Here is a 26,688-nt window from a genome sequence, read left to right on the forward strand (position 1 = left end):
TGCTAGGTTCCAGGATGAAGCGGGGGACTTCAGAGGGGCAACATGTCTCAGGACCTGAGGGGCTGGCTGAGCGCAATTGGATTAAACGAGTACGCGCAGGCCTTCGCAGACAACAAAATCGATTTCTCCATCCTGCCTGATTTGACGGCCGAGGATTTGATCGAAATCGGGGTGACGGCCGTCGGTGATCGGCGGCGGCTACTGCGCGCCATCGAACAGATTGATGCCAGCCATACATCAGCAGAGCCTGAACCTGCCACGCAGCTCGAGGCTGCGCGCCGACAGGTTACAGTGATGTTTACCGATCTGACCGCATTCACGAAACTATCCAGCGAGCTGGATGCAGAAGATCTGCATGCGCTGCTGAATCAATTCTTCAGCAAAGTAGACAATGTCGTCGAAAAGTATGGTGGTCGTATAGACAAGCATATCGGTGATGCGGTCATGGCCGTTTTCGGAGCGCCGATTTCGCATACCAATGACACCGAAAGGGCGGCGCGTGCTGCTGCCGAGATACATGTAGTTCTACCGACCTTGTCGCCGCCGCTTTCCTGCCACATCGGTATTGCGTCAGGTCAGGTCATTGCCAGTACGACCGGAAGTCAGTCGCATACAGAATACACCGTTACAGGGGATGGGGTGAATCTGGCGTCCCGCCTTACGGATATTTCCGCTGGGGGTGAGACTCTGGTTTCACATGACATTCAGCGCGCGTTGGGGCCGCTTTTCGTGGGCGAATCCATTGGTGTGAAGGCCATCAAAGGGCTGAATGATCCTGTCGAAGTTTGGCGTCTGGATCGATTGGCCCGGAACATTCGCACACGGCGTCACAAATTCATCGGGCGCGAGCGGGAGCTGTCGGTGTTCTCGGCCACATTCGACCGATGCAAACGCCACGGCAAGGGCGAAGTCCATGTGATTCTGGGTGAGCCCGGGATCGGGAAAACCCATTTGTCCGAGCAGGTTGCTGAACTGGCATCCGGCCAGTCCTACACGATCCACAACGGCGTCGTGATGGATTTCGGCGCGCGCGAAGGGCATTCGGCCATTCAGATGGTCGCCCGCAGCATTCTGGGTCTTGGCCCGTCAGACGGCGCGGAAACGGGTGCCGCAGCGGCCAGGGACGCAATCGCCAGGGGCTGGGTCAGCCCGCCGAACGCCGCGCACCTCAATGCGCTGCTTGAGCTGGAGCAGGATTCGGGACTGGCCGAGGTGTTTGCGGTGATGGACAACAAGACCCGCCTGCGCGGACGGCGGCAGGTCATTGACGAGTTGCTGTCGGCCTGCAGCCAGGAAGCCCCCCTGCTGATCCAGATCGAGGACATCCACTGGGCTTCGCCCGAGACCCTGATGACCTGCTCTCATATTGCGGCGGCAACGCGGGATATCCCTTGCGTGTTGATGATGACCAGCCGGGCCGAAGGCGACCCGATTGACCGGGATTGGCAAATGGCAACCGATGGCGCGCTGGTATCCAAGATGGAACTGGCGCCGATGGGCGAGGAACAGGCCAGACTGTTGGTCGAAGAATTCACGGCCATCGACCCCGAGTTGCTGGACACCTGTGTCAAACGCGCCGGGGGCAATCCGCTGTTTCTTGAACAGTTGTTGCGCAATACGGATGTACTTACCCAACAAAGCGTGCCCGGCAGTATTCAGGGGATCGTTCAGTCCCGACTGGATGCACTTGATCGAACCAGCCGCGCCGCCATTCAGGCAGCATCGGTATTGGGGCAACGGTTCTCTGCAGAAGTTCTGAACTTCATTCTGGGTGAAGGGCATCTGGATACGACCAGCCTGATCCGATCCGCGCTGGTCCGAGAGGCAGGGCCTGACCTCATGTTCGCCCACGCGCTGATCCGGGATGGATCCTATGCGACGTTGGTCAAATCCGAGCGCGCGCGCCTGCACAGGCAGGCCGCCAAGTGGTTCGAGGATCGCGATGCGACCCTGTGCGCACAGCATCTGGACCGGGCCGGGGCGAATAACGCCGCGCAGGCGTATCTGGAGGCGGCAGACAAACTGATCCAGGCCTTCAGATTCGACGATGCCAGCCCATTGATCGAACGCGCCCTGGAACTGCCGTCCCCTGCAGGTGTCCGGTTCGACCTGCTGTGCGCTCGTGCTGAGACGCACAGGCTTCAGGGTCTGTCCGGCGACGCACTGCGTGAATTTCGGGAAGCTGCCCGGGTTGCCGAAACCGATGAGCAAATCAGCCGCGCGCATATCGGGCTGGCGCAGGCCGCACGGCAAGCCAGCCTGTATCAGGATGCCCTGGAGGCACTCGATATGGCTGAATCCGCCGCCGAGCGTTGCGGGTCAGAGCGGGATGTGGCTCAGATCAGCTACGTGCGCGGTAATGTTTATTTCCCTCTGGGCCGGGACAAGGAAGCGCTGAGCGCCAATGAACGCGCCCTGACGCTTGCCCGCAAACTTGGCTCTGCCCGCCTTGAGGTAGGGGCGCTAAGCGGATTTGGTGATGCAAACTTCATGAAAGCCACCATGAAGACAGCGACAGGCTTTTATACGCAGGCTGTTGAGCGGGCGCGCGAAAAAGGGCTGGTCCGCGATCTGGCTGCCAATCTGCACAATCTCAGCGTCGCGCGCAGTTACACCGGGGACGTCGCACAGGGCAAGGCGGACGCCATTGAGGCTATTGAAATCTCGCAAAAGTACTTTGCCTTTGTTCCGGAATGCGTTGCACAGACCTGCCTGGGCGTGGCCGAGACCTTTCTGGGCAACCTTGATCAGGCGCTGGACGCGTTCATTGTTTCAGCCGAAATTGCGGAACGCGTCGGGGCAAAACGTCTTGAGGCGCAGGCCCTTGAACACCTGGCGCGAACACAGGTTTATACCGGACAGTCAGACCGCGCGCGTACGACTGGGCGTCGCGCGGTTGAAATCGCGCTTGAACATGGGCGGAACTTTGTAGGGCCCAAGGCTCTGTCGGCTCTGGCAATGGCCGAGACCAACCCTGATGAGCAAACGCGCTTGTTGAACCTGGGGTCTGAAATCATTGCCGAGGGATGTGTGGGGCACAGTCACCTGCACTTTTACTCGGATGCCAGCGCCGTCATGCTGGCGCGCGGCGATTGGGACGCAGCAATTGAATATGCAGATGGGCTTGCAGCCTTCACCACCACCGAGCCTTTGCCGATGGTCGATCTGTCCATTCGCCAAACACAACTGCTGGCTGAAAGCGGACAGCAGAACACTCTGCCCAAACAGCACGCGGAATATGCTGACCTGAAAACGCAATTTGCAACGATGGGCATCACGCAATCCCTTGTGGGTTCAGTGGGGTTTCTGGTTGATTAGGCGACACCGCAGGAGGCTGAATGAGTGTAGAAAGAAAGGTGTGGCTGATTTCTGGCTTGCTGACCCTTGGGCTCGCCGGTCTGTTGCTCAGGCTTTGGATCGACTTGAACCATTTTGAGGGGGATCCAACGCAGCTTCCGGATCAGGCATCGGTGGATGCCTTTCTGGATGAGCTGGACTCAGCACCAGATTACCGCGTCAAAACGGGGATATTCGTCAAATCGTTCAGCTTTCTTGGTGCTAGCGACGTTCAGGTCACCGGCTACATCTGGCAGCATTACGTCGAAGGTGAACATGACAAGATCCGTCCAGCCGAGGGCGAGATCGGTTTCCTTCTGCCCGAAGCGGTCGATACAGCAAATGGCCTGATCGAAGAAGCCTATCGGCTACCGCAAAAGGATGGCGTGCTGATCGGGTGGTACTTTGAACAAACCCTTCGTCAGAGCTTTGACTACACCCGTTACCCCTTTGATCACAAAACGGTCTGGGTGCGCGTCTGGCCCGCATCTTTTGACGTCAATGTTGCGCTGGTTCCCGACATTGAGGCTTATACCGCGACCGGGCCGGATGATATTTTCGGCATCGACAGTCAGATCGTGATGGGCACCTGGGAACGCGAGAACACCTATTTCGACTATAAGCTGTCAAACCTGGATACGACGTTGGGCATCACGCAGAACACCTATCAAACCAACAGGCCCGAACTGCATTATAACTTTGTCATCAAACGCAATTTCGCAAACGCATTTATCGTGCACATGGTCCCGCTGCTTGTCGTGACAATGCTGCTGTTTGGGGCGCTGATGACCGTCACACGCCGTGAGGGGCTGGCCGATCGGCATGACTTCAGCACCTCCAGTGTGATTGGAACATGCTCGGTTCTGTTTTTCGTGATCCTGCTGGCCCATGTGCAGCTGCGCGAAGGGTTCGCGGGCTCTCCCGTGATCTATATGGAGTCGTTCTTTTTCATGATGTACTTCATGCTGCTGGCAGTTTCGGTCAATACATACCTGTTTGCGTCCGACGTTGAGACGTCGTTTCGGATCATCCACTATCGGGACAACCTTATTCCCAAGGCCGGGTTCTGGCCGTTCGTGCTGCTTTGTATGGTGGTGATTACGGCCTATAACCTTAGCTCCATGGAAAGCCCGAAACCGCCACAAGTCAGCGCAGCGGAAAACTAGATGGCCGGCGCAAATCCGGGCTTGGGTTCACCCTGCGCCATATCCAGCGTGTAGTCGCTAATGACTTCGGATTTGCCGTCACGCCAGTCTTGCAGGTATTTTTCAGGATCGGCGATCACATAGGCGTAAGCGGGTTTCATCACCCCGTCCACAATCACGTTGATCTTTTTGCGGATATAGACGTTCTTGGGTGAGCCCGGACCATGATAGCCTTCCAGTTTGTCCAGTTCGTGCAGGCCCGATTCCGTCACCCGATAAACCTCTCCGCTTACTTGTTTGCCCATGCCCTGCTGATCGACAAGGGTTGCCATTCGGTGCAGGAAGCCACAGTTCGGATTGTCGCAGAACGGTTCATTTGGAACGATCAGGGGCATTGGTTGCCGCGTGCGGGCAGGCCCGACAAAGTCATTCAAAACCCGGTTGTGTGCCTCATGGTTCGGGAACCCCTGTTTCAGGGAGCCGTATGTGAAATACAGATAGGTGGGTTCCTGGATGGCAACAAAGGTTTCGTCACGGCCCTGTTCCGCATCTTTTATCTTAAGGTTGTGATCCTGCGCCCAAGCATCCAGCATGGTCCGGATTTCGGGCGGGATATCCATGCCCTGAACAAATTCAATGCATGAGGTTGCATCCATGCCTTTGGCGCGCAACAGGATGCCGACCATCCTTGGGGCTTTGTTCATCACAGCCACATGCAATGCGGTGAAACCGTGATCGTTGACGATATTGACGTCGATGTCGCGGTCGATCAAATCCTGCGCCGCTTCATAGTCGGGCTTGCCCAGATCGTGACCGCCTTCGTTCAATTCGCCTTCGCCACCGGCCGCATAATGCAACAATGAATCGCCGTGGGCTTCGTCCACGATATTGATGCCCACGACACCTTCATCGATGGCGCGGAACACACGTTTCCATTCATTGATATCGTCAGCGGCGGCAGCCTCTCGGGCCCATTTGCACACGCGGTATTTCTGGTCGTCCAGTTCTTCGAACGCCTCGCCCAGTGCCTCCATGATCTGGTCAGGTGTGGCCATCATGCCAATCCCCATCCGACCGTTTGACAGCCGGCCTTCCCGGGGACCTATGAAATCAATGCCCAGCGTCTTCAACCTTGCGACATTGTTCTGGGTGGTGATGTTGTTCCACATATTCGTGTTACAGGCCGGGCACAGGATCACGGGCTTCTTCTGGTACTGCCATGCCACAAAGACCGAGGTCAGAAGGTTATCGGCGATCCCGTTTGCCACTTTGCCCATGGTGTTGCAGGTGATAGGAGCGACGATCACGCAATCGGCCCAGTCGCATAGCGCCAGATGAGACGCTCGCACCGGCATGTCGAATTCCATGTAACGGAAGTTCCATTCATCATCGTCGCGGTAGTAGTCGTTATGGGTGATCTTGGCGTCGATCCGTTCAGCGCCGAAGTCCCGAAAGAACTTTTCGGCCGAAGTGGAAGGGATCAGTTTGACATTGTGTCCGGCGTCGACGATGCGCTCAACCAGTTCGGGGATCTTGTCTGCCGCTGATGATCCGCAGGCACAAAGCAGCACGTTGCGTTTGCCGCTGCTTACCTGGTTCATCACACCTTTGGGATAGCCGAACATGTTCTTGTTCAGGCTGGGCGTCTCTTCAAGCTTGGAAACGGGAAGACCCGCTTCGATCATGCGGTCCTGAAGGTGACCCGCCTTGATCATGTCCACAATGTCTTCCAGCTTTTCGCCTTTGCTGATGCATTGGCCTTGGAAAAACAGGTAGGGAACTTTGGGTTTTTCACCTAAAGATATCAGCTGACGTCGCATCTTTATCGCGTTGGGGTCGCGACCGCCCACATCCACCTGCTTTACGCTGGTCGCACCGATGTTCGAAAGAACACTTCTGAGCATGTAGGACCATGGGTCTTCATCTTCATAAAACAGAACCATGGGGTTGTTCCGGATAATGCTGGCGACATCTCCGGGGTCTTCGGGCGGCTCAACCGTTTCGATCACCAGCAACGCCGGATTTTCCAGATCGCGCAGGCCGCGGAAGATGTTGCCGCGAGGGGCTTGCCAGACCTGTGACGTTGCGGGGCTCATGTCGACGATCGTCACAAGGTCGGTTGCTTCATCATATGCGATACACAGGCACCAGAATTCTTCGAGCAACGCGGTTTCCCGGTAAACGTTTACCGGTGGGCGGATGGCTTCGATCCCGGTGACCCGATTAAAGTCGATATTGATCATCAGGTGACGGTCCGTAATGGCGTCCAGGCCCTGAAGTTGCATCTTGAACCAGTCTTCGGGGGTATCGATCGATGTGTCCTCGCGCGTTCCGAAACTGCGAAGTGAACTGCTCAGGTGCACGTTTTCGGACCCGTTCAGGTATTTCTGGGCCATGTCGTGCATGTCCGCGGCCGTGGCCACCCGTGAGACAACATCCGTGAAAGAGGCTTCGGTGGCCCGCAGCAGCTCGTCTTCGTCTACCTTGTCGTCGCCGTGAATGGCGAGGCTTTCCACCAAAACACCCAAGGAGTTCATGTTCGGAGTGGCGCGGCGGAACAGGTTGCGCCGTTTCTTTGGGTCTTTTGCCAGATAAAGTGTACTGTCGACATAGTTGCATCGTTGCTTGAATGTCTTCAGATGCGTCTTGACCGCGGCACGCGCCGAGAAGCGCAAAATGCCACGCGACCGCATCGAGGTTCCATCACGGTCCGACATCGCCTTCCAAAGCCGGTCTGCGGTTGTAACCCAAAGCTTGCCGTATTTTTCAGGATGTACGTCCATCATGTGCACCAGCCCAGTGCTTGGGTTGCACTTGGCGATGACGGCAAAATGCCCGCCCGGCATATTCGCTTTGCCATGGGCGACGCCGACCTGAAAATTCGCCACCAGAATATCGTTGTCACCACCCAGCCGGTTGGATTCGTCAATCGCATCCAGCAACAGCTGCACGTTTGTCGTGTCCTCGTCCATGAAATAGGCCTGAACCTGAACCCTGTCCCGCAGGCCCTGCGAATGAATGTAGGTACACGCGACGTCAAACAGCTCACCCAGTGAGATACCGTCATTGACGACGAAAGACGAAGGCAGCGCGCATTCACGGAAAATGTCGTTCACTTCGCAACTGAAGCCCAACGCGGACATGCTGAGGGCGGCAGCCGTCACGCTGCAACAATTGATCGGCTGCTGGAAATTCTGCAATTGAACACTGACCAGATCGCCGAACATCGTGGCGAAGCAGGGTTGCCGGATTTCCTCTGGTATCTGACGCCAGTTCTCGCTGGACAGAAAAGCCAGCCGCGATCCGTCCAGCGCAAGCGCTTCGAGGCTGACGGGAATGTCCGATATCTGAAGGTGCTCTTCATAGAAATAGTCACCAACATCCGCGCTGGCCAAAGGATTTCCATTCTGCCGCAGCTGAACCACACCGCGCAGAACAACATACATGCCGCTTGCTGGCAGAACCGTGTTGTCGGTCACCTCGATACATTCGAAATGAGGGTTAATAACTGACGGGTCGGCAATCTTGGCCTCGCCCGGCAGAACCTTGTATATCAGGTTCCAGTCTGCGTCATTTGGGATATATGATCTGGACGTTTCAATTTGATCTATAAGCACAACTGTTCCCCCCGGAGTTGCGTTTCAAATGTCTAAGTGCGGCCAGCCGGGGCTTTCGGGTTTTGCGATGTGCAGATACCCGTCATTCTGAATTAAGGGCGGGTCTGTTTTTGCCTGTCACTGGCCAGGGCCGGCCTGCCAAAGAAAAAGTATAAGCAAATTGGCCCAATTGGCTGCACAGTATCCGATTTTTGAATAAAAATCACGGTGGCAGTGATGTTGGGTTTAGGCCGTCCGCTCCGGCAGGCAAATATGCGGTGCACCTTATGCACCGAAGGGGGCCGAAAAGCTGTCGGATTTCAGGCTGATCTTCCGTTTAATCGGCGAACAGGTAGTCCAGCCGCATAACCGCGCTGGCCTTTTCTTCGTCCACCCCTAGAAATTCGGATATGACAGCTACGTTTTCGGCGCGCTGGGCGGTTTCCCGCAGTCGCAGGTAATTGTCCAAACCGGCGGCGCGGATTTGTTGGGACTCGTAACTCAGATCATTGCGAAGTGTCGGCAGCAGATGGGAAACAGTCTCGACCGGGCTGTTGTCCCCCGCCAAGCCGACGCGGCGCGCATGTCCGATCAGGTATTCGTCCGAATATTCGCATTCGATCTCAAGCACATGGGTTTTGGCCTGATCACCGCTGAAATCCTGAACAACGTCCAGATTGGCCGGGTCGAGGCAAAGAACCAACTGGTTTGATCCGAAACTTTCGAAAAGCATTCGTACAACGGCCCGCCGATGGCGCGAGCGCTTGGTCAGCGTCGTTTCAATACCGCCCAGATCAGGCAGTTGAGTTTCCTCTTCGTTAAACAGGTATTCGACGCAGGGGATATCTGTTTCAGACGCGATCTGATCGACCAGCCTTTTGGCGACATGCCACTTCTTGCACACGATCACAAACAGCTCTCGGTCGGGGCCCAGAACACTTCCGGCCTCCCAGAAACGTTGCCCGAACCGGCGCCCGATGCGCCCCCGGCCGGCCAGAAACGCATACAGACTGCGCCCCTCGTTCGAGATGGAAAAGTCGATGCCCTCACTCGCGTAAAGTGAGCCGAGGCGCTCTTTCAGCTCATGCGCCTCTGGGCTGATCTTGCGGGCAAACAAATAGTCCTGACCCAGAAGCATGTCATAGTGATCGTTGTAGAACGTGACGGGCATTCCATAATCCGAAAACATCAGAAATGTCGGTGTACGGTTTTCGATTTCACCCTTCGGGATCAGATGGCGTACCAGCGTTTGAAAGAAGGTTTCATCGGGTATCCAGGTGGTCGCAAAAAACCGGATCACGTCCCTGCGCTGTCGCAGGAAGTCCAGAATCATCTCGACCGTTCGGCGGCGCAGACACCACCATTGGCTGCCTATCATAACCTGAAGGTCTTCGGGAATTCGCCGCGTCAGCCCGAAACGCTTCTGCGTTTCATAGGCAGCGTAGAACAGTTTCGGCTGGGTGCGTTCATTGAAATAATGGCGATAGATCAGCCGGTCTTCTTTCATGCCGGTCTTGATCCAGTCGCTTTCGAAAAAGTCGTGGCTTTCGATGAAATCCTTGTCGTGATCATCCAAAAAACGATGGGTGTATTCTGCCGTTTTGATCGCCATGCAATCACCGGACAGCATGTAAAAATGCGTGGCGCGGGGGAAGGTTTCGACGGCGGCCTGCAAGGCGTTCAGCGTGGCCTGCACCAGCGACCATTCTCCCCAGCCGCATTTGATACGCCTTTTGGCAAAGGTCACGTTCGGATTTTGATCCAGCGCGGAACGAATGCGCCCGTAGGCTTCGACGCTGGCACGGGCGTCAAAGTGGATAGCCATGCAATCGCCCGCAGCAGTCAGCTGTTCAGCCTGTGCAATGATTGCATCAGGGTCCTTATGGCACAGCAATATATAGGCAATCTTCGCCATCGAGGTTAGGTAATTTCCGTTTCTGCCCGGTTTCAACCGTGATACTGAGGATGAGCGATTGAATAAACAGAATAATTTTGGTTCCTTGTTATCAAAAGCTGGCATATCGGTTTGAGACCAGACCAGCGTAGGAGGCACAGCAGATGGGTTTTCCCGGTACCTGGATGACCGAGAGCGAAAGCATGGTGTACCGCGTCGTGCCCAAATGCGCCTGCTCGACCATTGGGCAGATCATGTATTATTCGGATCACGGCCAGTTCTTTGACGGTGACATCCATGACGCCAAGGATGGCATGCACAAATGGGCCTTTGATCAGAGCCAGGATCTGATTTCCAAAAATGTGCGCGATCATGCTTCGTATTCCTTTACCTGTGTGCGCAACCCATACACGCGTATTCTGAGCTCGTTTTTCGACAAGATCTGCGGGATTCAGCGCAACGGCAAACGGTATCGTGGCAATCTGGTGCCGACGCTGATCTACAATTACGGGATCGAGGTGGGCGGTGACGATGGCAAGGGAGAGTTTGACCAAATCGCCAGCTTTCGCCGGTTCCTGCTGTTTGCGCGGGATACCATCCGCTGGCGACGCCCGATGGACCCGGACATTCACTGGTCGGCCATGTCTGGTCACGTGTCGACCTTCATCGTGAACGGTGGCCGTTATGATCGGATCTTCTGGACCGAAGCGTTCAACGACGGGATGCAGGGTGTCTTGGACAATACCAAGCTGAAGCATTCAGTTTCGCTGTCCGAAATACCCCGGTTCAACGAATCCGAAGGCCATGGCCCCAAGCGCGCACATCCGGTCGAGGATTATTTCGACGACCTGTCGATGCATCTGGTCTACGAGATCTACAAGCAGGATTTCGAGTTGTTCAAATACGATTTCGAAAACCCGGCCAACAAGATGCCGATCGGCGAAATCGATCTGGACGAAATTCACGCCAAGCTGGGCGATTGATCTTAAGGCAGGACGCCCCGTCCACTGTCAACGTTTCATGCGAAACATCTGCTCTGGTTTAGCCCGAGAGCGCCTGTGCATGATCGGGTTACCGGTCTGCCGCGTCAGCAGACCGGTAATGTGTCAGTTTAGACTTGGCGTACGGCACCTTTTGCCGCGCTGGTGGTCAGCTTGGCATAGGCCTTCAGCGCAGTAGACACCTTGCGTTTGCGCGGCGCAGCAGGCACCCAGCCTTTTGCGTCCTGTGCTTCGCGCCGGGCGGCAAGCTCTTCATCTGAGACGGCCAGATTGATCGAGCGGTTGGGGATGTCGATTTCAATCGTGTCGCCATTCTGGACCAGACCAATCTCTCCGCCTTCAGCCGCCTCGGGTGAGACATGGCCGATCGACAGACCGGATGTTCCACCCGAAAACCGCCCGTCGGTTAGCAGGGCGCAGGCTTTGCCCAGACCCTTCGATTTCAGATAGGATGTCGGGTACAGCATTTCCTGCATCCCCGGACCGCCACGCGGGCCTTCATAGCGGATCACCACCACGTCGCCCTCTTTCACCTTGCCAGTGAGAATATCGCTGACTGCCTGATCCTGGCTTTCGCACACGTAAGCCGAGCCGGTGAATTGCAGAATATTGCCATCCACACCAGCGGTTTTCACGATGCAGCCGTCGCGGGCGATGTTGCCGAACAGAACCGCCAGACCACCGTCCTGACTGAACGCGTGTTCCTTGGACCGGATCACGCCGCCCTTGCGATCAGTGTCCAGTTCCTTGAACCGGTTCGACTGGCTGAACGCCTGTGTGGTGCGCACACCGCCGGGGGCGGCCTTGAACAGTTCCTGTGCCTTGGGGTTGTTGGCGATGGTGATGTCCCAGTTGGCAATCGCCTCGCCCATCGTGGCCGAATGCACCGTGCTGCATTCGTTGTGCAGCAGGCCCGCGCGGCTGAGTTCACCCAGGATCGAGAAGATACCACCGGCACGGTGGACGTCTTCCATATGCACATTTTCGGTGTTGGGCGCGACTTTGCAGAGGCAGGGAACACGACGGCTGAGGCGGTCCATATCGGCCATGGTGAAGTCAACTTCACCCTCATGCGCGATGGCCAGCAGGTGCAGCACCGTGTTGGTCGATCCACCCATGGCGATATCAAGGCTCATGGCATTTTCGAACGCATCAAAGGTGGCAATCTCACGGGGCAGAAAGCCTTTTTCATCCAGATCGTAATGGCGCTTGGTGATCTCGACGATCCTGCGGCCGGCTTCAAGGAACAGTTCTTTGCGGTCTGCGTGCGTCGCCAGAGTCGAGCCGTTACCCGGCAGGGCCAGACCCAGTGCCTCAGCCAGACAATTCATCGAATTCGCGGTGAACATGCCCGAACATGAACCACATGTGGGGCAGGCGTTTTCCTCGATATGCTGAACCTGTTCGTCAGTGAACTTGTCGTTCGCAGCGGCCACCATAGCGTCCACAAGGTCAATCTTCTTGGCCTCCAGATCTGCGATGTCGATCTTGCCCGCTTCCATCGGACCGCCTGAGACGAAAATGGCCGGGATGTTCAGGCGCATGGCGGCCATCAGCATGCCGGGAGTGATCTTGTCACAGTTCGAAATGCAGACCATCGCATCCGCACAATGGGCGTTGACCATATATTCGACCGAATCCGCGATCACTTCGCGCGAGGGCAGCGAATACAGCATCCCGTCATGGCCCATTGCGATGCCGTCATCCACGGCGATGGTGTTGAACTCTTTCGCCACGCCACCCGCGGCTTCGACCTCGCGCGCGACCATCTGGCCCAGGTCCTTCAGATGCACGTGACCCGGCACAAACTGCGTGAACGAGTTGACGATGGCGATGATCGGTTTGCCGAAATCGTCGTCACCCATACCTGTGGCCCGCCAAAGGCCACGTGCGCCAGCCATGTTGCGGCCATGGGTAGAGGTTCTGGATCGGTACATTGGCATGATGCTGTTTTCCCTGTTGCCTCGGGTTGCATAATTCGGGGTTCGTGCGTTATAGCGCACGTAGCACATGTGCGTTATAACGTACAAGGTAAATCGCAGGGCGCGGGTATGGCTATGGACGACATTACGCTGAAATTACGGGATGTGCGGACAGCTTCGGGGTTGAGCCTGTCTAAAGTCGCCGAGATGACCGGGGTCAGCAAAGCCATGCTAGGTCAGATTGAGCGCGGCGAATCGAGCCCAACGATCGCCACGCTTTGGAAAATCGCCAAAGGCTTTCAGATACCGCTCAGCGGGCTGATCGATACAACGCTGGGCGATCCATCGGTCTTTCAGACTGTAACCTTTCCCGGCAGTATCGAGGTCAAGATCGTCTTTCCCTTCGATCCCGCACTGGGAGCCGAGACCTTTCACGTGAACCTTGCCGCGAACCAAAGCCACGAATCCCCGGCTCATGCCGTCGGGGTGACCGAGGAAGTGTTTGTCCTCAGTGGTACTTTGGAAATTCTGCGTGGCGAGGATTGGGTGCCTTTGCAGGCCGGGCAGGGGTTGCGCTTTGCTGCGGACCTGCCGCACGGGTATCGCGCCGGTTCGCAGGGGGCCGCGTTTCTGAACATGCATCACTATGCGCAACACACTGAATTTCCTGAAAATGGCACGGCCCAGATATGACGGCTATCTTTGACACACTTACCATCGTGGATGCCATCGGCTCATTCGGGGCGCTGATCGTGGTGGCGGCGTATTTCGCGACGCAGATGCGGATGATGAATTCCGATGACCTGGCCTTTCCGGTGATCAACCTGCTGGGGTCTGTCCTGATCGTCTTCTCGCTGCTTGAGAATTTCAATCTGGCCTCGATGCTGATCGAAGGGTTTTGGATTGTGATCAGCTTCATCGGCATCATCCAGCATTTCCGCCTGCGTAAGGCGCGATAAATCCAGCGGTTAGCAAGCGCTAGCGCTATCCAGCCTTGAACGCCCATGCCACGGGGTATAGGGAAACCCCAAGCTCGCTTAGGGGAGGCTTTGATGCAGGACGATCCGAAAACCCTCGTATCCACCGAATGGCTGGCCGCGCATATGAAAGACCCGGATCTGCGGATTCTGGACGGGTCGTGGTATTTGCCCGCGCAAAACCGTGATGCCAAGGCCGAATATGATGCCGGGCATATCCCCGGAGCACGGTTCTTCGATATTGATGAGATATCAGATCACCGTTCCGACCTGCCTCATATGGCGCCACCGGTCGAAAAATTCATGTCGCGCCTGCGCGCCATGGGTGTCGGTGATGGTCATCAGGTTGTAGTTTATGATGGTGCCGGGCTGATGTCTGCTGCGCGCGTTTGGTGGCTGTTCCGTCTGATGGGGCAGGAAAACATCGCGGTTCTGGATGGGGGGTTGCCGAAGTGGCAGGCCGAGGGGCGCGAGATCGAGGATCTGCCTCCGGTCATTCGCGACCGTCACATGACTGTTCGCGTGCAAAACCAGCTTGTCCGCGATGTCACGCAAGTTTCCGCCGCCGCCAAACTGGCAGATCACGAAATTATCGATGCCCGCTCGGCCGACCGGTTTGCCGGAACCGCACCCGAGCCGCGCGAAGGGCTGCGTTCGGGCCACATTCCGGGCTCGCGCAATGTGCCCTTTGGGCAGTTGTTGAACGCCAATGGAACAATGAAGTCGCCCGAGGACTGCCGCGCCATATTCGAGGCTGCAGGCGTCGATCTGTCTAAACCGGCTATCACCTCTTGCGGTTCAGGTGTCACGGCCGCCATTCTCAGCCTTGCGTTGGAACGCATGGGCAAGAAAGACCACTCGCTTTATGACGGCTCCTGGGCTGAATGGGGTGCCTTCCCGACCCTGCCCGTCGCAACCGGAGAGAACTGATGTTCGAGAACCTGAAACCGCAGCCCGCCGACAAGATTCTGGCGCTGATGCAGATGTACCGCGAAGACCCGCGTGATCAGAAGATCGATCTGGGTGTTGGTGTCTACAAGAATGCCGAAGGCGTGACGCCGGTGATGCGCGCGGTGAAAGCCGCCGAACAGCGCATCTGGGAAGAACAGGAAACCAAGGCCTATACCGGTCTGGCCGGTGATCCGGCATATGCGGATGCGATGATCGGATTGATTTTGGGTACTTCGGTGCCGCGTGGCAACATCGCCGCAGTGGCGACACCCGGAGGCACCGGCGCCTGTCGTCAGGCGTTCGAGTTGATCCGGATGGCGAACCCTTCGGCACGTGTGTTTGTGTCGAACCCGACCTGGCCCAACCATCTGTCGATCCTGAATTACCTGGGGATGGAAACCGTTCAGTATCGTTACTTCGATGAAGAGACCCGGGGCGTCGATTTCGATGGGATGATCGCAGACCTGAAAACCGCCAAAGCGGGTGACGTGGTTTTGCTGCATGGCTGCTGCCACAATCCGACCGGTGCCAATCTGAACATGGTGCAATGGCAGGAGGTTGTGAACCTGATCAATGCGCTGGGCCTCGTTGCGATGATCGACATTGCCTATCAGGGTTTTGGTGACGGTCTGGAAGAGGATGCGCAAGGCGTGCGGCTGGTGGCCTCATCGGTAAAGGAATGTCTGATTGCGGCGTCATGTTCCAAAAACTTCGGCGTCTATCGCGAGCGCACCGGGTTGCTGATGGCCGTCAGTGACAACGCGGCTGAAACGGCGTTGAATCAGGCCACGCTGGCGTTTTTGAATCGCCAGAACTATTCCTTCCCGCCGGACCACGGCGCGCGCGTGGTGACGACCATTCTTATGGATGAAGCATTGCGGGCAGACTGGGCAACTGAACTGGAAGAGGTTCGCCTGTCCATGCTGGGCCTGCGCCAGCAATTGGCTGACGAGTTGCAGCGTCTGGCCGGATCCGACCGGTTTGGGTTCATCGCCCAGCACCGCGGCATGTTCTCGCGTCTTGGGGCGGCACCGGAACTGGTCGAGAAACTGCGCGTTGAACACGGTATCTACATGGTCGGTGACAGTCGCCTAAACATTGCCGGGTTGAACGCAGCGACTGTGCCGATTTTGGCCAAAGCAATTGTGGATGTCGGGGTTTAGACGCCGACGCGACATTCGAAACGGAAACCCGGGCGCGAACGCCCGGGTTTTTTTTGTCAGGTGGCGGCAAGGCTTAGCCTTTCGAGAATTCGGGGTATGCTTCCATTCCCAGTTCCGCCATGTCGAGGCCGTTGATCTCATCCTCTTCGCTGACACGGATGCCGACGGTGGATTTCAGGATCGTCCACAGGATCAGTGCGCCGACAAAGGTGAAAACGCCGTATGCAGCGATGCCCAGAAGCTGCGCGCCCAGGCTTGCGTCACCGTAGAAGACGACGGCAATGGTGCCCCAGATGCCACAGAACAGGTGGACCGGGATGGCACCGACAACATCATCGATCTTGAACTTGTCCAGCATCGGGACCGCGAAGACCACGATAATACCACCCACGGCACCGATCCACAGGGCACCGAACAGGGTTGGGGCCAGCGGTTCGGCCGTGATCGAGACCAGACCCGCCAGCGCGCCGTTCAGCACCATCGTCAGGTCGGGCTTCCTGTACAGAACCTGAGTCAGGATCAGCGCTGCAACCGAGCCCGAAGCAGCCGCCATGTTGGTGTTGGCAAAGATGCGTGACACGTCCGATACATCACCCACTGTTCCCATCGCCAGCTGCGAGCCGCCGTTGAATCCGAACCAACCCAGCCACAGGATGAACGTTCCCAGGGTTGCCAGCGCCAGGTTAGAGCCGGGCATTGGGTGAACTTTGCCATCTTTGTACTTGCCGATCCGCGGACCCAGGATAAGGGCCCCTGCCAGCGCAGCCCAGCCACCGACCGAGTGTACGATGGTCGAACCGGCAAAGTCCGAGAAGCCCTTGGCATCCAGCCAGCCGCCACCCCATTTCCATGAACCGGAAATCGGGTACATGATGCCTGTCAGCACGATGACGAAGATCAGAAAGGGCCAAAGCTTGATCCGTTCCGCCACGGCGCCGGAAACGATGGATGCGGTCGCGGCCACGAACACAAGCTGGAAGAAGAAGTCTGAACCGACCGAAGCATAGTCCAGTGCCGCATCCGCCGGCGCAACACCAACCGCATCAAGCGTTGTGGTCGAGAAGAACGGGCCAAGCCAGCCCGTGATGGACCAACCGTCGCCGGGATACATCAGGTTGAACCCGATCAGCCAGTACATGATTGCGGCAAATGAAAACAATGCCACGTTCTTGATCATCTGCATGGCAACGTTCTTGGATCGTACCAGACCGCCTTCCAGCATGGCGAAACCTGCGGCCATGAAGAAAACAAGAAAGCCCGCCATCAGAAACAGCAGCGTAGTAAAGATATACTGGGTGTGCTGTGCCGCTTCGCCGGTTGCGGCGGCCTCTTGCGTAAGACCCATCTGCGGCAGCGCAACAATGGCGGCGGCAGGGATGAGAGATTTCATCAGGTTCATTGTCAGTCCTCGAATGATTGTGAGTGGGCGCACTTACAGCGCGTCCTCGTTGGTTTCCCCGGTAAGCACACGCATTGCCTGTTCGACATCGAGGACAAAAATCTTGCCGTCACCGATCTTGCCGGTTTTGGCGGTTTTGGTGATGGTCTCGACGATCTGGTCGGCCATTGTCGCAGGCACCACGATCTCAAGCTTGATCTTGGGCACGAAGTTCACCGCATATTCGGCACCACGATAGATTTCGGTGTGACCGGACTGCGAGCCAAAGCCCTTGATCTCGGTTACCATCATGCCGCGCACGCCAGCCTCGGTCAGTGCTTCGCGCACCTCCTCCAGCTTGAACGGCTTGATTGTCGCAATGATCAGTTTCACGTCTTTCCCCTCTGATTGTCCGGTGGGACCGGCTTGTTTGCACCTGCAGAAAAAAAGCGCGCCGCGGCGCAGTAAGAAACGCTTCCGGGTCCAAAACCAGTCGGAAAATAACGCGAAGTTGCACAATTTTTGCACAACACGGCCGTTGCGACTAATAATTGAGCACTATAGAGAGGGGAAATTCCGGAAAATCGGACCTCTACATACTGCGGTTGTCGAGGTATGGTGACCAAAAAGTATAACCGGGCAGAGTTTGAGCATGACTGAGTCCAAGCGCCGCAAGCCGACATTGGTCGCGGATAGACGGTACCCTTCAAAGGGCCGAAAACCGGCGGCGACAAAAAGCGCGGCGGGCAAGAAATCGACGGCGCGCAAAACGGCCACGCGCAAAACCACACGCAGGAAAACCCGCAAGTCATCAGGGGGCAAAGGCGGTGGTATCTTTCGCCGTTTGTTCCGGTGGATCTGGCGGCTGATCTGGGGCCTGACCTGGCGTGTCGGCGCGATTTCGGCCATGCTGCTCGCGCTGGCGGTGGGTATCGTCTACGCAACCTTGCCGGATGTGGATGCCTTGCTGGATGGGCGTGCGCGGGGGTCCGTGACCTTACTGGATCGTGACGGCAAGGTCTTTGCCTGGCGTGGTGATCAGTTTGGTGGCGTGATCACGGCCGATACCGTGTCTCCGCATCTGAAAAACGCGGTTGTCGCAACCGAAGACAAACGATTTTACCGGCATTTCGGGGTCAGCCCGCGTGGTGTCGCCAGCGCGGTCAGCATCAACCTGAAAGAAGGCCGCGGGCCTTTGTCCGGGCATGGCGGATCGACGATCACGCAACAGACCGCGAAACTGCTGTGTCTGGGTGTTCCCTATGATCCCGGCGATTGGGATTCCGAGGCCGCGTATGAGGCCGACTGCCGTCAGGGTTCCTTGTGGCGCAAGGCCAAGGAGGCTGTCTATGCGCTGGCAATGGAGGTGAAATACTCCAAGGACGAGGTCCTGACGATCTACCTGAACCGCGCTTTTCTTGGCGCAGGCGCGCGTGGGTTCGAAGCCGCAAGCCAGCGCTACTTTGGAAAATCTGCCGCCGAGGTTTCGCCCGCAGAGGCCGCGATGCTGGCTGGTCTGCTGGTTGCGCCTACACGTTATGCGCCGACCAACAACCTGCAACGGTCTCAGGATCGGGCGCGGCTGGTGATCGGTCTGATGGAGGATCAGGGATATCTGACCGCCGCACAGGCCAGCGAAGCGCGTACGCGCCCGGCGCAACTGTCTGAAGCTGCAGCTGCCCGAGCGGGCGGCTATTTCGCAGATTGGGTTGTTTCGGAACTTCCCAGTTATTTTGGTGATAACACAACCGAAGATGTTGTGATTCAGACGACTTTGGATCAGCGGATTCAGCGATCGGCGGAAGAGGCTTTGCAATTCATCTTTCAGGAAAAGGTGCGCGAAGGCTCCAAGGCGCAGGCGGCCATCGTGGTCATGTCCGCGGACGGAGCGGTGAGAGCCATGGTCGGCGGCCGAGAAACACGGGTTGCCGGGGTGTTCAACCGGGCCACCATCGCCAAGCGCCAAACCGGTTCGTCCTTCAAACCTTTTGTCTACGCCACCGCGCTGGAACTCGGCTATTCGCCGCTGGATACGGTGATGGATGAACCTTACTGCGTGAACATTCCCGGGTCCGGTCAATGGTGCCCCAAGAACTATACCAACAAGTACTACGGGCGCGTGTCACTGGCGGATGCTTTGAAGAACTCGCTGAATATTCCGGCGGTGAAAGTTGCCGAGATTTCGGGTTTGGATAACGTCCGCACCGTGGCCAGTGGTTTTGGCATTGCCAGCGATCTGGCGCAAGGTCCGGCCTTGGCGCTGGGCGCGTCGGAAAGCACGCTGATTGAGATGACGGGGGCCTATGCAGGTATTCTGAACGGCGGCTCTGCCGTTGAACCTTATGGCCTGACCGAGTTGAAGCTGCTGGGTGATGAAGCACCTGTCATGGTTACGACAACCGGTATCGGTGAACGGGTAATCAACGACGCGGCTGCCAAACAGCTGACATGGATGATGGAACGTGTGGTGTCCGAAGGCACAGGTGGACGGGCCAAGTTGCCCGGCTGGCAGGTGGCGGGCAAAACGGGCACAACCCAGGCGGCGCGGGACGCATGGTTCATCGGGTTTACTGCGGATTACGTAACCGGCGTTTGGATGGGCTATGACGACAACACGCCCCTATCTGGTGTGACCGGCGGAGGTTTGCCTGCGGAAATCTGGAGAGAAACCATGCTGCGTGTCACCGAAGGGATGACACCCACACCTTTGCCGATGATGGCACCGGCACCTCCGGTTCAGGTCGCACAGCCACAACCGCGTCGAAAGCGCGGAGGCTTTGCCGATGATATCAACAATCTGCTGAAGAATATTTTCGGTGGAAACTAGAGCCTTCTCTGAGGGAAAAAACGAAAAAAGGCGGTGCATCGGGCACCGCCTTTTGTCATTTCGCTGTTTTGTGTTTCAGACGCTGGCATCCAAGGCCGCAAGGATCGCGTCGCCCATTTCAGTGGTTGATACAGGCTGAACGCCCTCATCTGCAAGCAGGTCGCCGGTGCGTACACCATCGGCCAATACTTTCTCGATTGCGGCCTCCAGACGATCCGCTTCTTCGCCCTGATCAAAGCTGTAGCGCAGGGCCATAGCAAAGCTGAGGATACAGGCGATCGGGTTGGCTTTGCCCTGACCCGCGATATCCGGGGCCGAGCCATGGACGGGTTCATACATTGCCTTGGGCCGACCATTAGCCATCGGCGCGCCGAGAGAGGCCGAAGGCAACATGCCCAGCGACCCGGTCAGCATCGCGGCGCAGTCGGACAGGATGTCACCGAACAGGTTGTCGGTCAGGATCACATCAAACTGTTTCGGTGCGCGCACAAGCTGCATCGCGCCGTTGTCGGCGTACATATGGCTCAGCTCAACTTCGGGGTAGTCCGCTGCGACGCGGGTGACGACTTCGCGCCACAGGATGCCCGATTCCATCACGTTGGCTTTTTCCATCGAGCACAGCTTTTTGTTGCGGCGCATTGCCAGTTCAAAAGCCGAGCGCGCAGCACGTTCAATCTCGGATTCGGTGTAACGCTGGGTGTTGATGCCGACGCGTTCGTTGCCTTCCTCGAAGATGCCTCGCGGCTCACCGAAATAGACGCCCGACGTCAATTCGCGCACGATCATGATATCCAGACCGGCAACGATGTCTTTCTTCAGCGAAGAGAAATCGGCAAGCGCGTCAAAACACTGCGCGGGGCGCAGGTTCGAATACAGGTCCATTTCCTTACGCAGGCGCAGCAGGCCACGCTCGGGTTTCAGGCTGAAATCCAGATCGTCGTATTTCGGACCGCCGACGGCGCCCAGCAGAACCGCGTCAACCTCTTGCGCCTTTGCCATGGTCTCATCGGACAGAGGCTTGCCGTGGGCGTCATAAGCGGCTCCGCCCACCAGGTCCTCGCTCACGTCAAATTGAAGACCACGATTGGCACCGAACCAATCGATGATTCTGCGCACTTCGGCCATAACTTCTGGGCCAATTCCGTCTCCGGGCAGGATGAGGAGCGAGGGGTTGGGCATGAAGGGTCTCCTTGCGTTTTGTTGCACAGGCCCTAGCGTCTGCGCAGCATCGGGTCAATGAGACAGACCTGTCAAAACACAAGGAAAACACATGCTGACACCCGGAAATCTGGTTCCTGCGCTGAAAATCGAAACTGTCGCCCATGGCAGTTTCGACCTCGAGACCAACAAGGGCGAAAACGGAACGCTGGTGATTCAATATCGCGGATTGCATTGCCCGATCTGCATCAGGCAGATGACCGAGGCCGAGGCGGCGCTGGACGATTTCGCGGCGCTGGGTGTCGAGGTTATCATGATCACCACCGATACCGCCGAACGTGCCGCTGAAACCGCCGCAAAAGCCAATGTTTCCCGCCTGCGTGTAGGCCACAGCCTGCCCCTGTCTGAGGCACGGGAGGGTTGGGGGCTGAACATCTCGACCAGGCGCGAAGGCAGTGCCGAACCAGACCTGTTTGCGGAACCCGGACATTTTTACATCACACCTGACCGGACGCTTTATTTTGGGTGGCAGCAGACCACGCCTTTTGGACGTCCGTCGATGTCGGATATCGCGGATGGTCTGAAGTTCACGTTGGGCAATAACTACCCGGCGCGCGGAACGTATACGGGCCCTCTTTGATCCTCAGAGGCTGGCCTTGAGCCCTTCTGCCAGCAAATCCCAGACCCTGCGGATACGTGGGGTCTGGCGCATGGCCTGCGGCGCAGCCAACCATACGGGCAGAACCGGGATTTCAACATCCAGCGGCAAGATTTCGACATCCGGGTCGGCTTCGGCCATCTGGACCTGACTGAAGCCAATGCCGCATCCCGCGCGGATCAGTTCCCAATAGGCGCTTTGCAGATCGCAGCGGGTCGCAAAACTGTTGCGGCTTGCGGGCCATCCTTTTTCGCGCATGGCCTTGATGATTTCCTGATTGGCGTCAAACCCCACAAGGTCGTGGGAAAAAAGTTCCTCGGGTGTCTTGGGGCGTCCCTTACGGTCGAGATAGGACCTGGCCGCGCAGAAGCATAACGGCACCTCACCCAGATAACGCGAAATGATATCCATTTGCGCGGGGCGATACATGCGAACGGCAATATCTGCCTCGCGGTACAACAGGTTTTCCGTGGTGTCGGTGGCGACCAGCTCAAGTTGAATGGCGGGTTCCTGCCTTCGGATATTCGCCAGAATCGGAGGCAGCAGATGATGCGACGCGAAGACCGAAGCGGTGATGCGGACCGAGCCTTCAAGCTGTTGCGACTGCCCTGCGGCGGCAAGGCTGAAGGCAGTCATGGCGCTGTGCATTTGCTGCGCCATTGGCAAGAGTTGGGAACCTGCCACGCTCAGTTTCAAGCCACGCGCGTGCCGGTCGAACAAGGATACGCCCAGTTCGGTCTCAAGGCTTTGTACTTGCCGCCCCAATGTGGGTTGGCTGCGATCAAGGTGCCGAGCAGCGGCAGACAGGGATCCTGTTTCGGCCACGGCCAGAAAGCTTTGGATCAGAGACCAATCCGCATGTGTCAGTGCTTTATCCATTCATAATTGAATACACATTCTACATTTCCCGGCAATTCCATACGTGCATTGAATGGATAGGTTGGCCTGAAACAGGAGGCATCAATGACACAAACTGCTCTGATACTCGGCGCGTCGGGCCGGTTTGGGCGCAATGCTGCAAAGGCGTTTCGGAATGCGGGTTGGACCGTGCAGACATTCCGTCGCGGGTCCGGTTCTCTTTCCCAGGCGGCAAAAGGGGTAGATGTCATCGTAAATGGGTGGAACCCGCTCTATCCTGATTGGTCGCGTGAAATGCCCGACCTGACCAGACGTGTGATAGACGCCGCGTCCGAGACCGGAGCCACCGTACTGGTTCCCGGCAACGTCTATGTGTTTGGAGCGGACACGCAAGGCCCATGGTCCGGCCTTACACCGCACTTGGCCACCAATCCGCTTGGCCGTATCCGGATTGAAATGGAGGAGGCGTATCGCGCTTCAACCGTCAGAACGATCCTTCTGCGAGCAGGCGATTTCATTGACACTGAGGCATCTGGAAACTGGTTCGATCAGGTCATGATCAAGCATCTGTCGCGCAATCAATTCGTGTATCCCGGAGATCCGGAGGCCCCGCACGCCTGGGCCTATCTGCCTGATCTGGCCCAAGCTGCCGTCGCGCTATGTGAAATCCGAAAGGATCTGCCGCGGTTCTGCGATGTTCCTTTTGCTGGCTACACCCTGACCGGAGCTGAGATCGCGCAGTCTCTGACGAGAGTGACCGGGCGGGACATATCCGTGAAGCCTATGCAATGGTGGCCATTGCAGCTGGCGCGACCATTCTGGCGCATGTCCTCACACCTGATTGAAATGCGGTACCTGTGGCAGGTGCCACATCAGTTGGACGGATCGTACCTGACCGAGTTGCTGGGTTCCGTGCATCAGACAGATCTGGATGATGCATTGCGTTCTGCGATCTCACCCAGCCTTGTGGCTTTGCCCTATGCGAACGGAGAGTCGGTCACGCCTTAGGGCAGGGTGACGTCAATCCAGACCAATCGGTGCCTGCTGGCGCGCATGGCGGATTCGTACAGCTTGGTGCCTTCTTCCGGCCACGTTATACCGGCATCCGAAATGCGCAGGTCGGCCGACGGCAGCACATAATCCACGCGCATTTCACCAGTGGCCTTCCACGCGACCGTTGAGGTTGAACCTGACGGGTCTTTCGGCAGCGGGTCTTGCAAACGCGGATGGGCCAGAAGGGACTGAATGGCCTGTTTACGGCCCTCTCCACGCGTTGGGTCAAGGTTGGCATCGCCGGCGATTACGAAGGGACCTTCGGGAACTGGCCCCAGTTCACCGTTCAGTAAAACAGACCAGAGCCGGATCTCATCCTGGTTGCGCAATCCGTTTCGATCCTCGGGCCCATCGAAAACGGGTGGCGCGGCATGAAAGGTCATGAGATTGAGCCGCCCATAAGGGGTTTCGATCGGTACAACCCAATGTGCGGTAGAAGACAGGCGTTGTATCTGATGTGCCGCGTCAGACGGGAAGGGGTGCCCGTTTACGCCGGGCAGGGTGGCGCCCGGTAAACTCCGCCACAACAGCTCGGAATAATCCTGAACCTCAGCGGTGATGATTTCATATCGCGACAACACCGCCAGCCCACCTTGACCTGTGAATTGCCCCCAGCTTTGGGCGTCGCCGGGGCCTTGGGTCTTGCCATCACCGTCCAGATCAAGCGAGGTTTCCAGCCCGGCATTGGGTTGTGTGGCAAGGTAATATCCGTAATCAAGCCCCGCGTTGCGCAGTTTCCCGGTCAGGGCGATTACAGCAGTATTGTTCAGATCCCAATCGATACCCTGAAGGGCGATTATGTCAGGGCGCGCCGACGCGATAACGTCGACAACGGCCAGAACCTGCGCGTCATCGCGTTGAATGTCGCGAAGCAGTAGGCCAGGACCTTTTTCGCTGAGCTCGGTATTATAGGTGGCGATACGCACGACCTCTGCCTGTGCCGCAAAGGGCAGCAATAGCAGACATAGGGTGCGGATCATGCGGCCTGTGTTGACTCGCTGGTCGAATAAGCGCGGCGTTTTTCCATGATCAAGCCCGCGATCCTAAGGGTCGCCATGCCGCGCATGATCATGCTGGCGGGCAGGAAGGCCCATGCGCTCATGGTCCAGATCAAGGTCTGTGGGTTCCCGAGAGAGATTGGGGCGATCACACTGCTCATCAACTTGATTATCGCCGGAATGAGGAATGGCAGCAGAATGCCGATACAGATGTTCAGGCGGCCATCCCGTTGAAGGCGCGTAACGACATCGCCCCCTTTGGTCGGGTCAAACAGCGGCAGGTTTGTCCAAACATTGAAGGCACCATTTCCGGTTGGCCAACCCCGAACCCTGACCGCATAGGCAAAGCTGACAATCGTGACCAATGCCGCGACATAAGCCACGCTGGCCGTGATGCGGACCAGTTCAATCAAGGCGTGGCTGGCATCCGGGGGCAACATCAACACGATGAGGCGCACCGGAGAATAGGGGAAATCCACCACATTTGCGACAGCCAAACCAACCGAATAAGAGAATGTGGTCAACTGCGTTGGTTCAAAGGCGTTTTTGCAGATCAGCGTCAGAAAGGTGACCATCGACATCAGGCCGACAAACCGAAGGCGATTGACCGGGGGCGCGTCGCGAAATTCGATGAAGCTGGGAAAGGCTGAATTGTATTCGGCAAAGGTCAGGATAAACGCGAGGATCGCGAGAAAGACCAGTATCTCGGTCCCGTTCGTAGATGAGACAGGCAGGTACAACGCAGGTGTCAGCACCATAAGTGCAACAAGTATACCGCGTATCGCCGCCCCTGTTGTGCGCGCAATCACTATCCGAACCCTTTTTCAAACCGGATCAGCCGATCTTTGTCGACTTGTTTCCAACTTGTGCCCGTCGCTTCGTCTGACGTTGACGGATGCCTCTTCAGCGTCAACATGAACGATAAGCGGCATTTTGCTCAAGCCGAGGTGCAGAAAACACGGGATTTCGGGCAAAAAGATGGCGCAACTGGTGCGGTATTGCATCATTTTCGACGCAAATCCGACGTGTATCTCAAATTGATACCCACATGTTGTGGTTTTCGAAAAATCAACCCCAAGAATGCGAGCGGGGCCGCCTTGGCGACCCCGTCAGGTTGAGTATCCACAGATTCGCCCCCAGAATCACACCCAGGGACGGGCCTGACTGGCGTGATCCTCGAACTTGTCGATGTGATGATCTTTTTCCATCGTCAGCCCGATATCATCCAGACCATTCAGCAGGCAGTGCTTGCGGTGAGGATCGATTTCGAAATCGATCACGACGCCGTCCGATGTGGTGATCTGCTGGTCTTCCAGATGTACGGTCATGCGGGCGTTTTCGCCTTTATGCGCATCATCCATCAGGATCGCGTGGTGTTCTACCCCGACAACAATCGGCAGAATGCCGTTCTTGAAACAGTTGTTGAAGAAGATGTCGGCAAAACTGGTCGAGATCACGACCTTGATGCCGAAATCCTTGATCGCCCAGGGCGCGTGTTCGCGTGAGGACCCACAGCCGAAATTGTCGCCAGCAACCAGAATCTCGGCCTCGCGATAGGCGGGCTTGTTCAGGACGAATTCTTCATTCTCCCGACCGTCATCGTGATAACGCATCTCGTCGAACAGAACGACACCCAGGCCCGACCGTTTGATGGTTTTCAGGTGTACTTTCGGGATGATCATATCGGTGTCGATATTGATCAGCGGCATTGGGGCGGCCACCCCGTGGACTTTTTCAAACTTATCCATGTTCACACTCCTGCGGGAGAGGGCC

At 57.1% G+C, this 26,688-nt stretch carries 20 protein-coding genes; 10 read left to right on the forward strand and 10 right to left on the reverse strand.

All coding sequences use genetic code 11. From position 1 onward, the window contains the following. Positions 1-42: 42 nt before the first annotated feature. Complete coding sequence (locus tag AC2FPW_RS00700; RefSeq protein WP_496812258.1) at positions 43-3,318, forward strand: adenylate/guanylate cyclase domain-containing protein; 3,276 nt, start codon at positions 43-45, stop codon at positions 3,316-3,318. 20 nt (positions 3,319-3,338) lie between these two features. Beyond that, positions 3,339-4,502, forward strand: a complete 1,164-nt coding sequence (locus tag AC2FPW_RS00705) for a ligand-gated ion channel (protein WP_496812259.1) — start codon at positions 3,339-3,341, stop codon at positions 4,500-4,502. Here the strand turns inward: AC2FPW_RS00705 and AC2FPW_RS00710 are convergent. Beyond that, positions 4,499-8,098 (reverse strand): flavoprotein, encoded by a 3,600-nt coding sequence (locus tag AC2FPW_RS00710; RefSeq protein WP_496812260.1) that lies wholly within the window; start codon positions 8,096-8,098, stop codon positions 4,499-4,501. The genes AC2FPW_RS00705 and AC2FPW_RS00710 overlap by 4 nt on opposite strands. A gap of 316 nt (positions 8,099-8,414) precedes the next feature. Further along, entirely contained in the window at positions 8,415-9,992 is a 1,578-nt protein-coding gene (locus AC2FPW_RS00715) for a DUF5928 domain-containing protein (RefSeq protein ID WP_480773948.1), read from the reverse strand. Between the two features lie 143 nt (positions 9,993-10,135). On the opposite strand from AC2FPW_RS00715, the gene AC2FPW_RS00720 reads away from it, so the two are divergent. Next, a complete protein-coding gene (locus AC2FPW_RS00720; RefSeq protein WP_209599235.1) occupies positions 10,136-10,954 on the forward strand; it encodes a sulfotransferase family protein in 819 nt (272 codons plus the stop codon). 128 nt (positions 10,955-11,082) lie between these two features. Here the strand turns inward: AC2FPW_RS00720 and ilvD are convergent, their stop codons facing one another. Next, positions 11,083-12,915, reverse strand: coding sequence for a dihydroxy-acid dehydratase (gene ilvD, locus AC2FPW_RS00725; RefSeq protein ID WP_480967824.1), 1,833 nt, complete (start codon positions 12,913-12,915; stop codon positions 11,083-11,085). A 108-nt stretch (positions 12,916-13,023) separates the two neighbouring features. Here ilvD and AC2FPW_RS00730 point away from each other — a divergent pair, with 108 nt between their 5' ends. From AC2FPW_RS00730 to AC2FPW_RS00745, 4 genes are all read left to right on the forward strand, one after another. Beyond that, a complete protein-coding gene (locus AC2FPW_RS00730; protein ID WP_496812261.1) occupies positions 13,024-13,587 on the forward strand; it encodes a helix-turn-helix domain-containing protein in 564 nt (187 codons plus the stop codon). Continuing rightward, positions 13,584-13,853 (forward strand): CBU_0592 family membrane protein, encoded by a 270-nt coding sequence (locus AC2FPW_RS00735; RefSeq protein WP_480587339.1) that lies wholly within the window; start codon positions 13,584-13,586, stop codon positions 13,851-13,853. Before AC2FPW_RS00730 ends, AC2FPW_RS00735 begins: the two co-directional genes overlap by 4 nt. Before the next feature lie 93 nt (positions 13,854-13,946). Beyond that, on the forward strand, positions 13,947-14,801 hold the full coding sequence (gene sseA, locus AC2FPW_RS00740; RefSeq protein WP_480488175.1) for a 3-mercaptopyruvate sulfurtransferase: 855 nt from the start codon (positions 13,947-13,949) through the stop codon (positions 14,799-14,801). Beyond that, a complete protein-coding gene (locus AC2FPW_RS00745; protein WP_267364233.1) occupies positions 14,801-15,985 on the forward strand; it encodes an amino acid aminotransferase in 1,185 nt (394 codons plus the stop codon). The genes sseA and AC2FPW_RS00745 overlap by 1 nt, the downstream gene beginning before the upstream one ends. A 73-nt stretch (positions 15,986-16,058) precedes the next feature. Here the strand turns inward: AC2FPW_RS00745 and AC2FPW_RS00750 are convergent, their stop codons facing one another. Beyond that, entirely contained in the window at positions 16,059-17,384 is a 1,326-nt protein-coding gene (locus AC2FPW_RS00750) for an ammonium transporter (RefSeq protein ID WP_496812262.1), read from the reverse strand. A 33-nt stretch (positions 17,385-17,417) separates the two neighbouring features. Continuing rightward, on the reverse strand, positions 17,418-17,756 hold the full coding sequence (locus tag AC2FPW_RS00755) for a P-II family nitrogen regulator (protein WP_496812263.1): 339 nt from the start codon (positions 17,754-17,756) through the stop codon (positions 17,418-17,420). Between the two features lie 259 nt (positions 17,757-18,015). Between AC2FPW_RS00755 and AC2FPW_RS00760 the strand changes: the two genes are divergently transcribed. After that, a complete protein-coding gene (locus AC2FPW_RS00760) occupies positions 18,016-20,190 on the forward strand; it encodes a transglycosylase domain-containing protein (RefSeq protein ID WP_496812264.1) in 2,175 nt (724 codons plus the stop codon). A gap of 75 nt (positions 20,191-20,265) precedes the next feature. Here AC2FPW_RS00760 and leuB read toward each other — a convergent pair whose 3' ends face one another. Then, on the reverse strand, positions 20,266-21,369 hold the full coding sequence (leuB, locus tag AC2FPW_RS00765; RefSeq protein WP_209507247.1) for a 3-isopropylmalate dehydrogenase: 1,104 nt from the start codon (positions 21,367-21,369) through the stop codon (positions 20,266-20,268). Between the two features lie 91 nt (positions 21,370-21,460). On the opposite strand from leuB, the gene AC2FPW_RS00770 reads away from it, so the two are divergent. Continuing rightward, on the forward strand, positions 21,461-21,988 hold the full coding sequence (locus AC2FPW_RS00770; protein WP_496812265.1) for a redoxin domain-containing protein: 528 nt from the start codon (positions 21,461-21,463) through the stop codon (positions 21,986-21,988). 3 nt (positions 21,989-21,991) lie between these two features. On the opposite strand, the gene AC2FPW_RS00775 is transcribed toward AC2FPW_RS00770, so the two are convergent. Beyond that, positions 21,992-22,885: a LysR family transcriptional regulator gene (locus tag AC2FPW_RS00775; protein WP_209599231.1), complete on the reverse strand. Its 894-nt coding sequence runs from the start codon at positions 22,883-22,885 to the stop codon at positions 21,992-21,994. Between the two features lie 84 nt (positions 22,886-22,969). Between AC2FPW_RS00775 and AC2FPW_RS00780 the strand changes: the two genes are divergently transcribed. Beyond that, a complete protein-coding gene (locus AC2FPW_RS00780; RefSeq protein WP_496812266.1) occupies positions 22,970-23,872 on the forward strand; it encodes a Rossmann-fold NAD(P)-binding domain-containing protein in 903 nt (300 codons plus the stop codon). Here the strand turns inward: AC2FPW_RS00780 and AC2FPW_RS00785 are convergent. From AC2FPW_RS00785 to leuD, 3 genes are all read right to left on the reverse strand, one after another. Beyond that, positions 23,869-24,897, reverse strand: coding sequence for an endonuclease/exonuclease/phosphatase family protein (locus AC2FPW_RS00785; protein WP_496812267.1), 1,029 nt, complete (start codon positions 24,895-24,897; stop codon positions 23,869-23,871). The genes AC2FPW_RS00780 and AC2FPW_RS00785 overlap by 4 nt on opposite strands. Beyond that, entirely contained in the window at positions 24,894-25,724 is an 831-nt protein-coding gene (locus AC2FPW_RS00790) for a hypothetical protein (protein WP_480483884.1), read from the reverse strand. The genes AC2FPW_RS00785 and AC2FPW_RS00790 overlap by 4 nt, the downstream gene beginning before the upstream one ends. 333 nt (positions 25,725-26,057) lie before the next feature. Continuing rightward, the gene (leuD, locus tag AC2FPW_RS00795) at positions 26,058-26,663 is read right to left on the reverse strand and encodes a 3-isopropylmalate dehydratase small subunit (RefSeq protein WP_496812268.1); all 606 of its coding nucleotides are present in this window, start codon (positions 26,661-26,663) and stop codon (positions 26,058-26,060) included. Between the last annotated feature and the right edge of the window lie 25 nt (positions 26,664-26,688).

Source organism: Ruegeria sp. SATB027 (assembly GCF_059613825.1).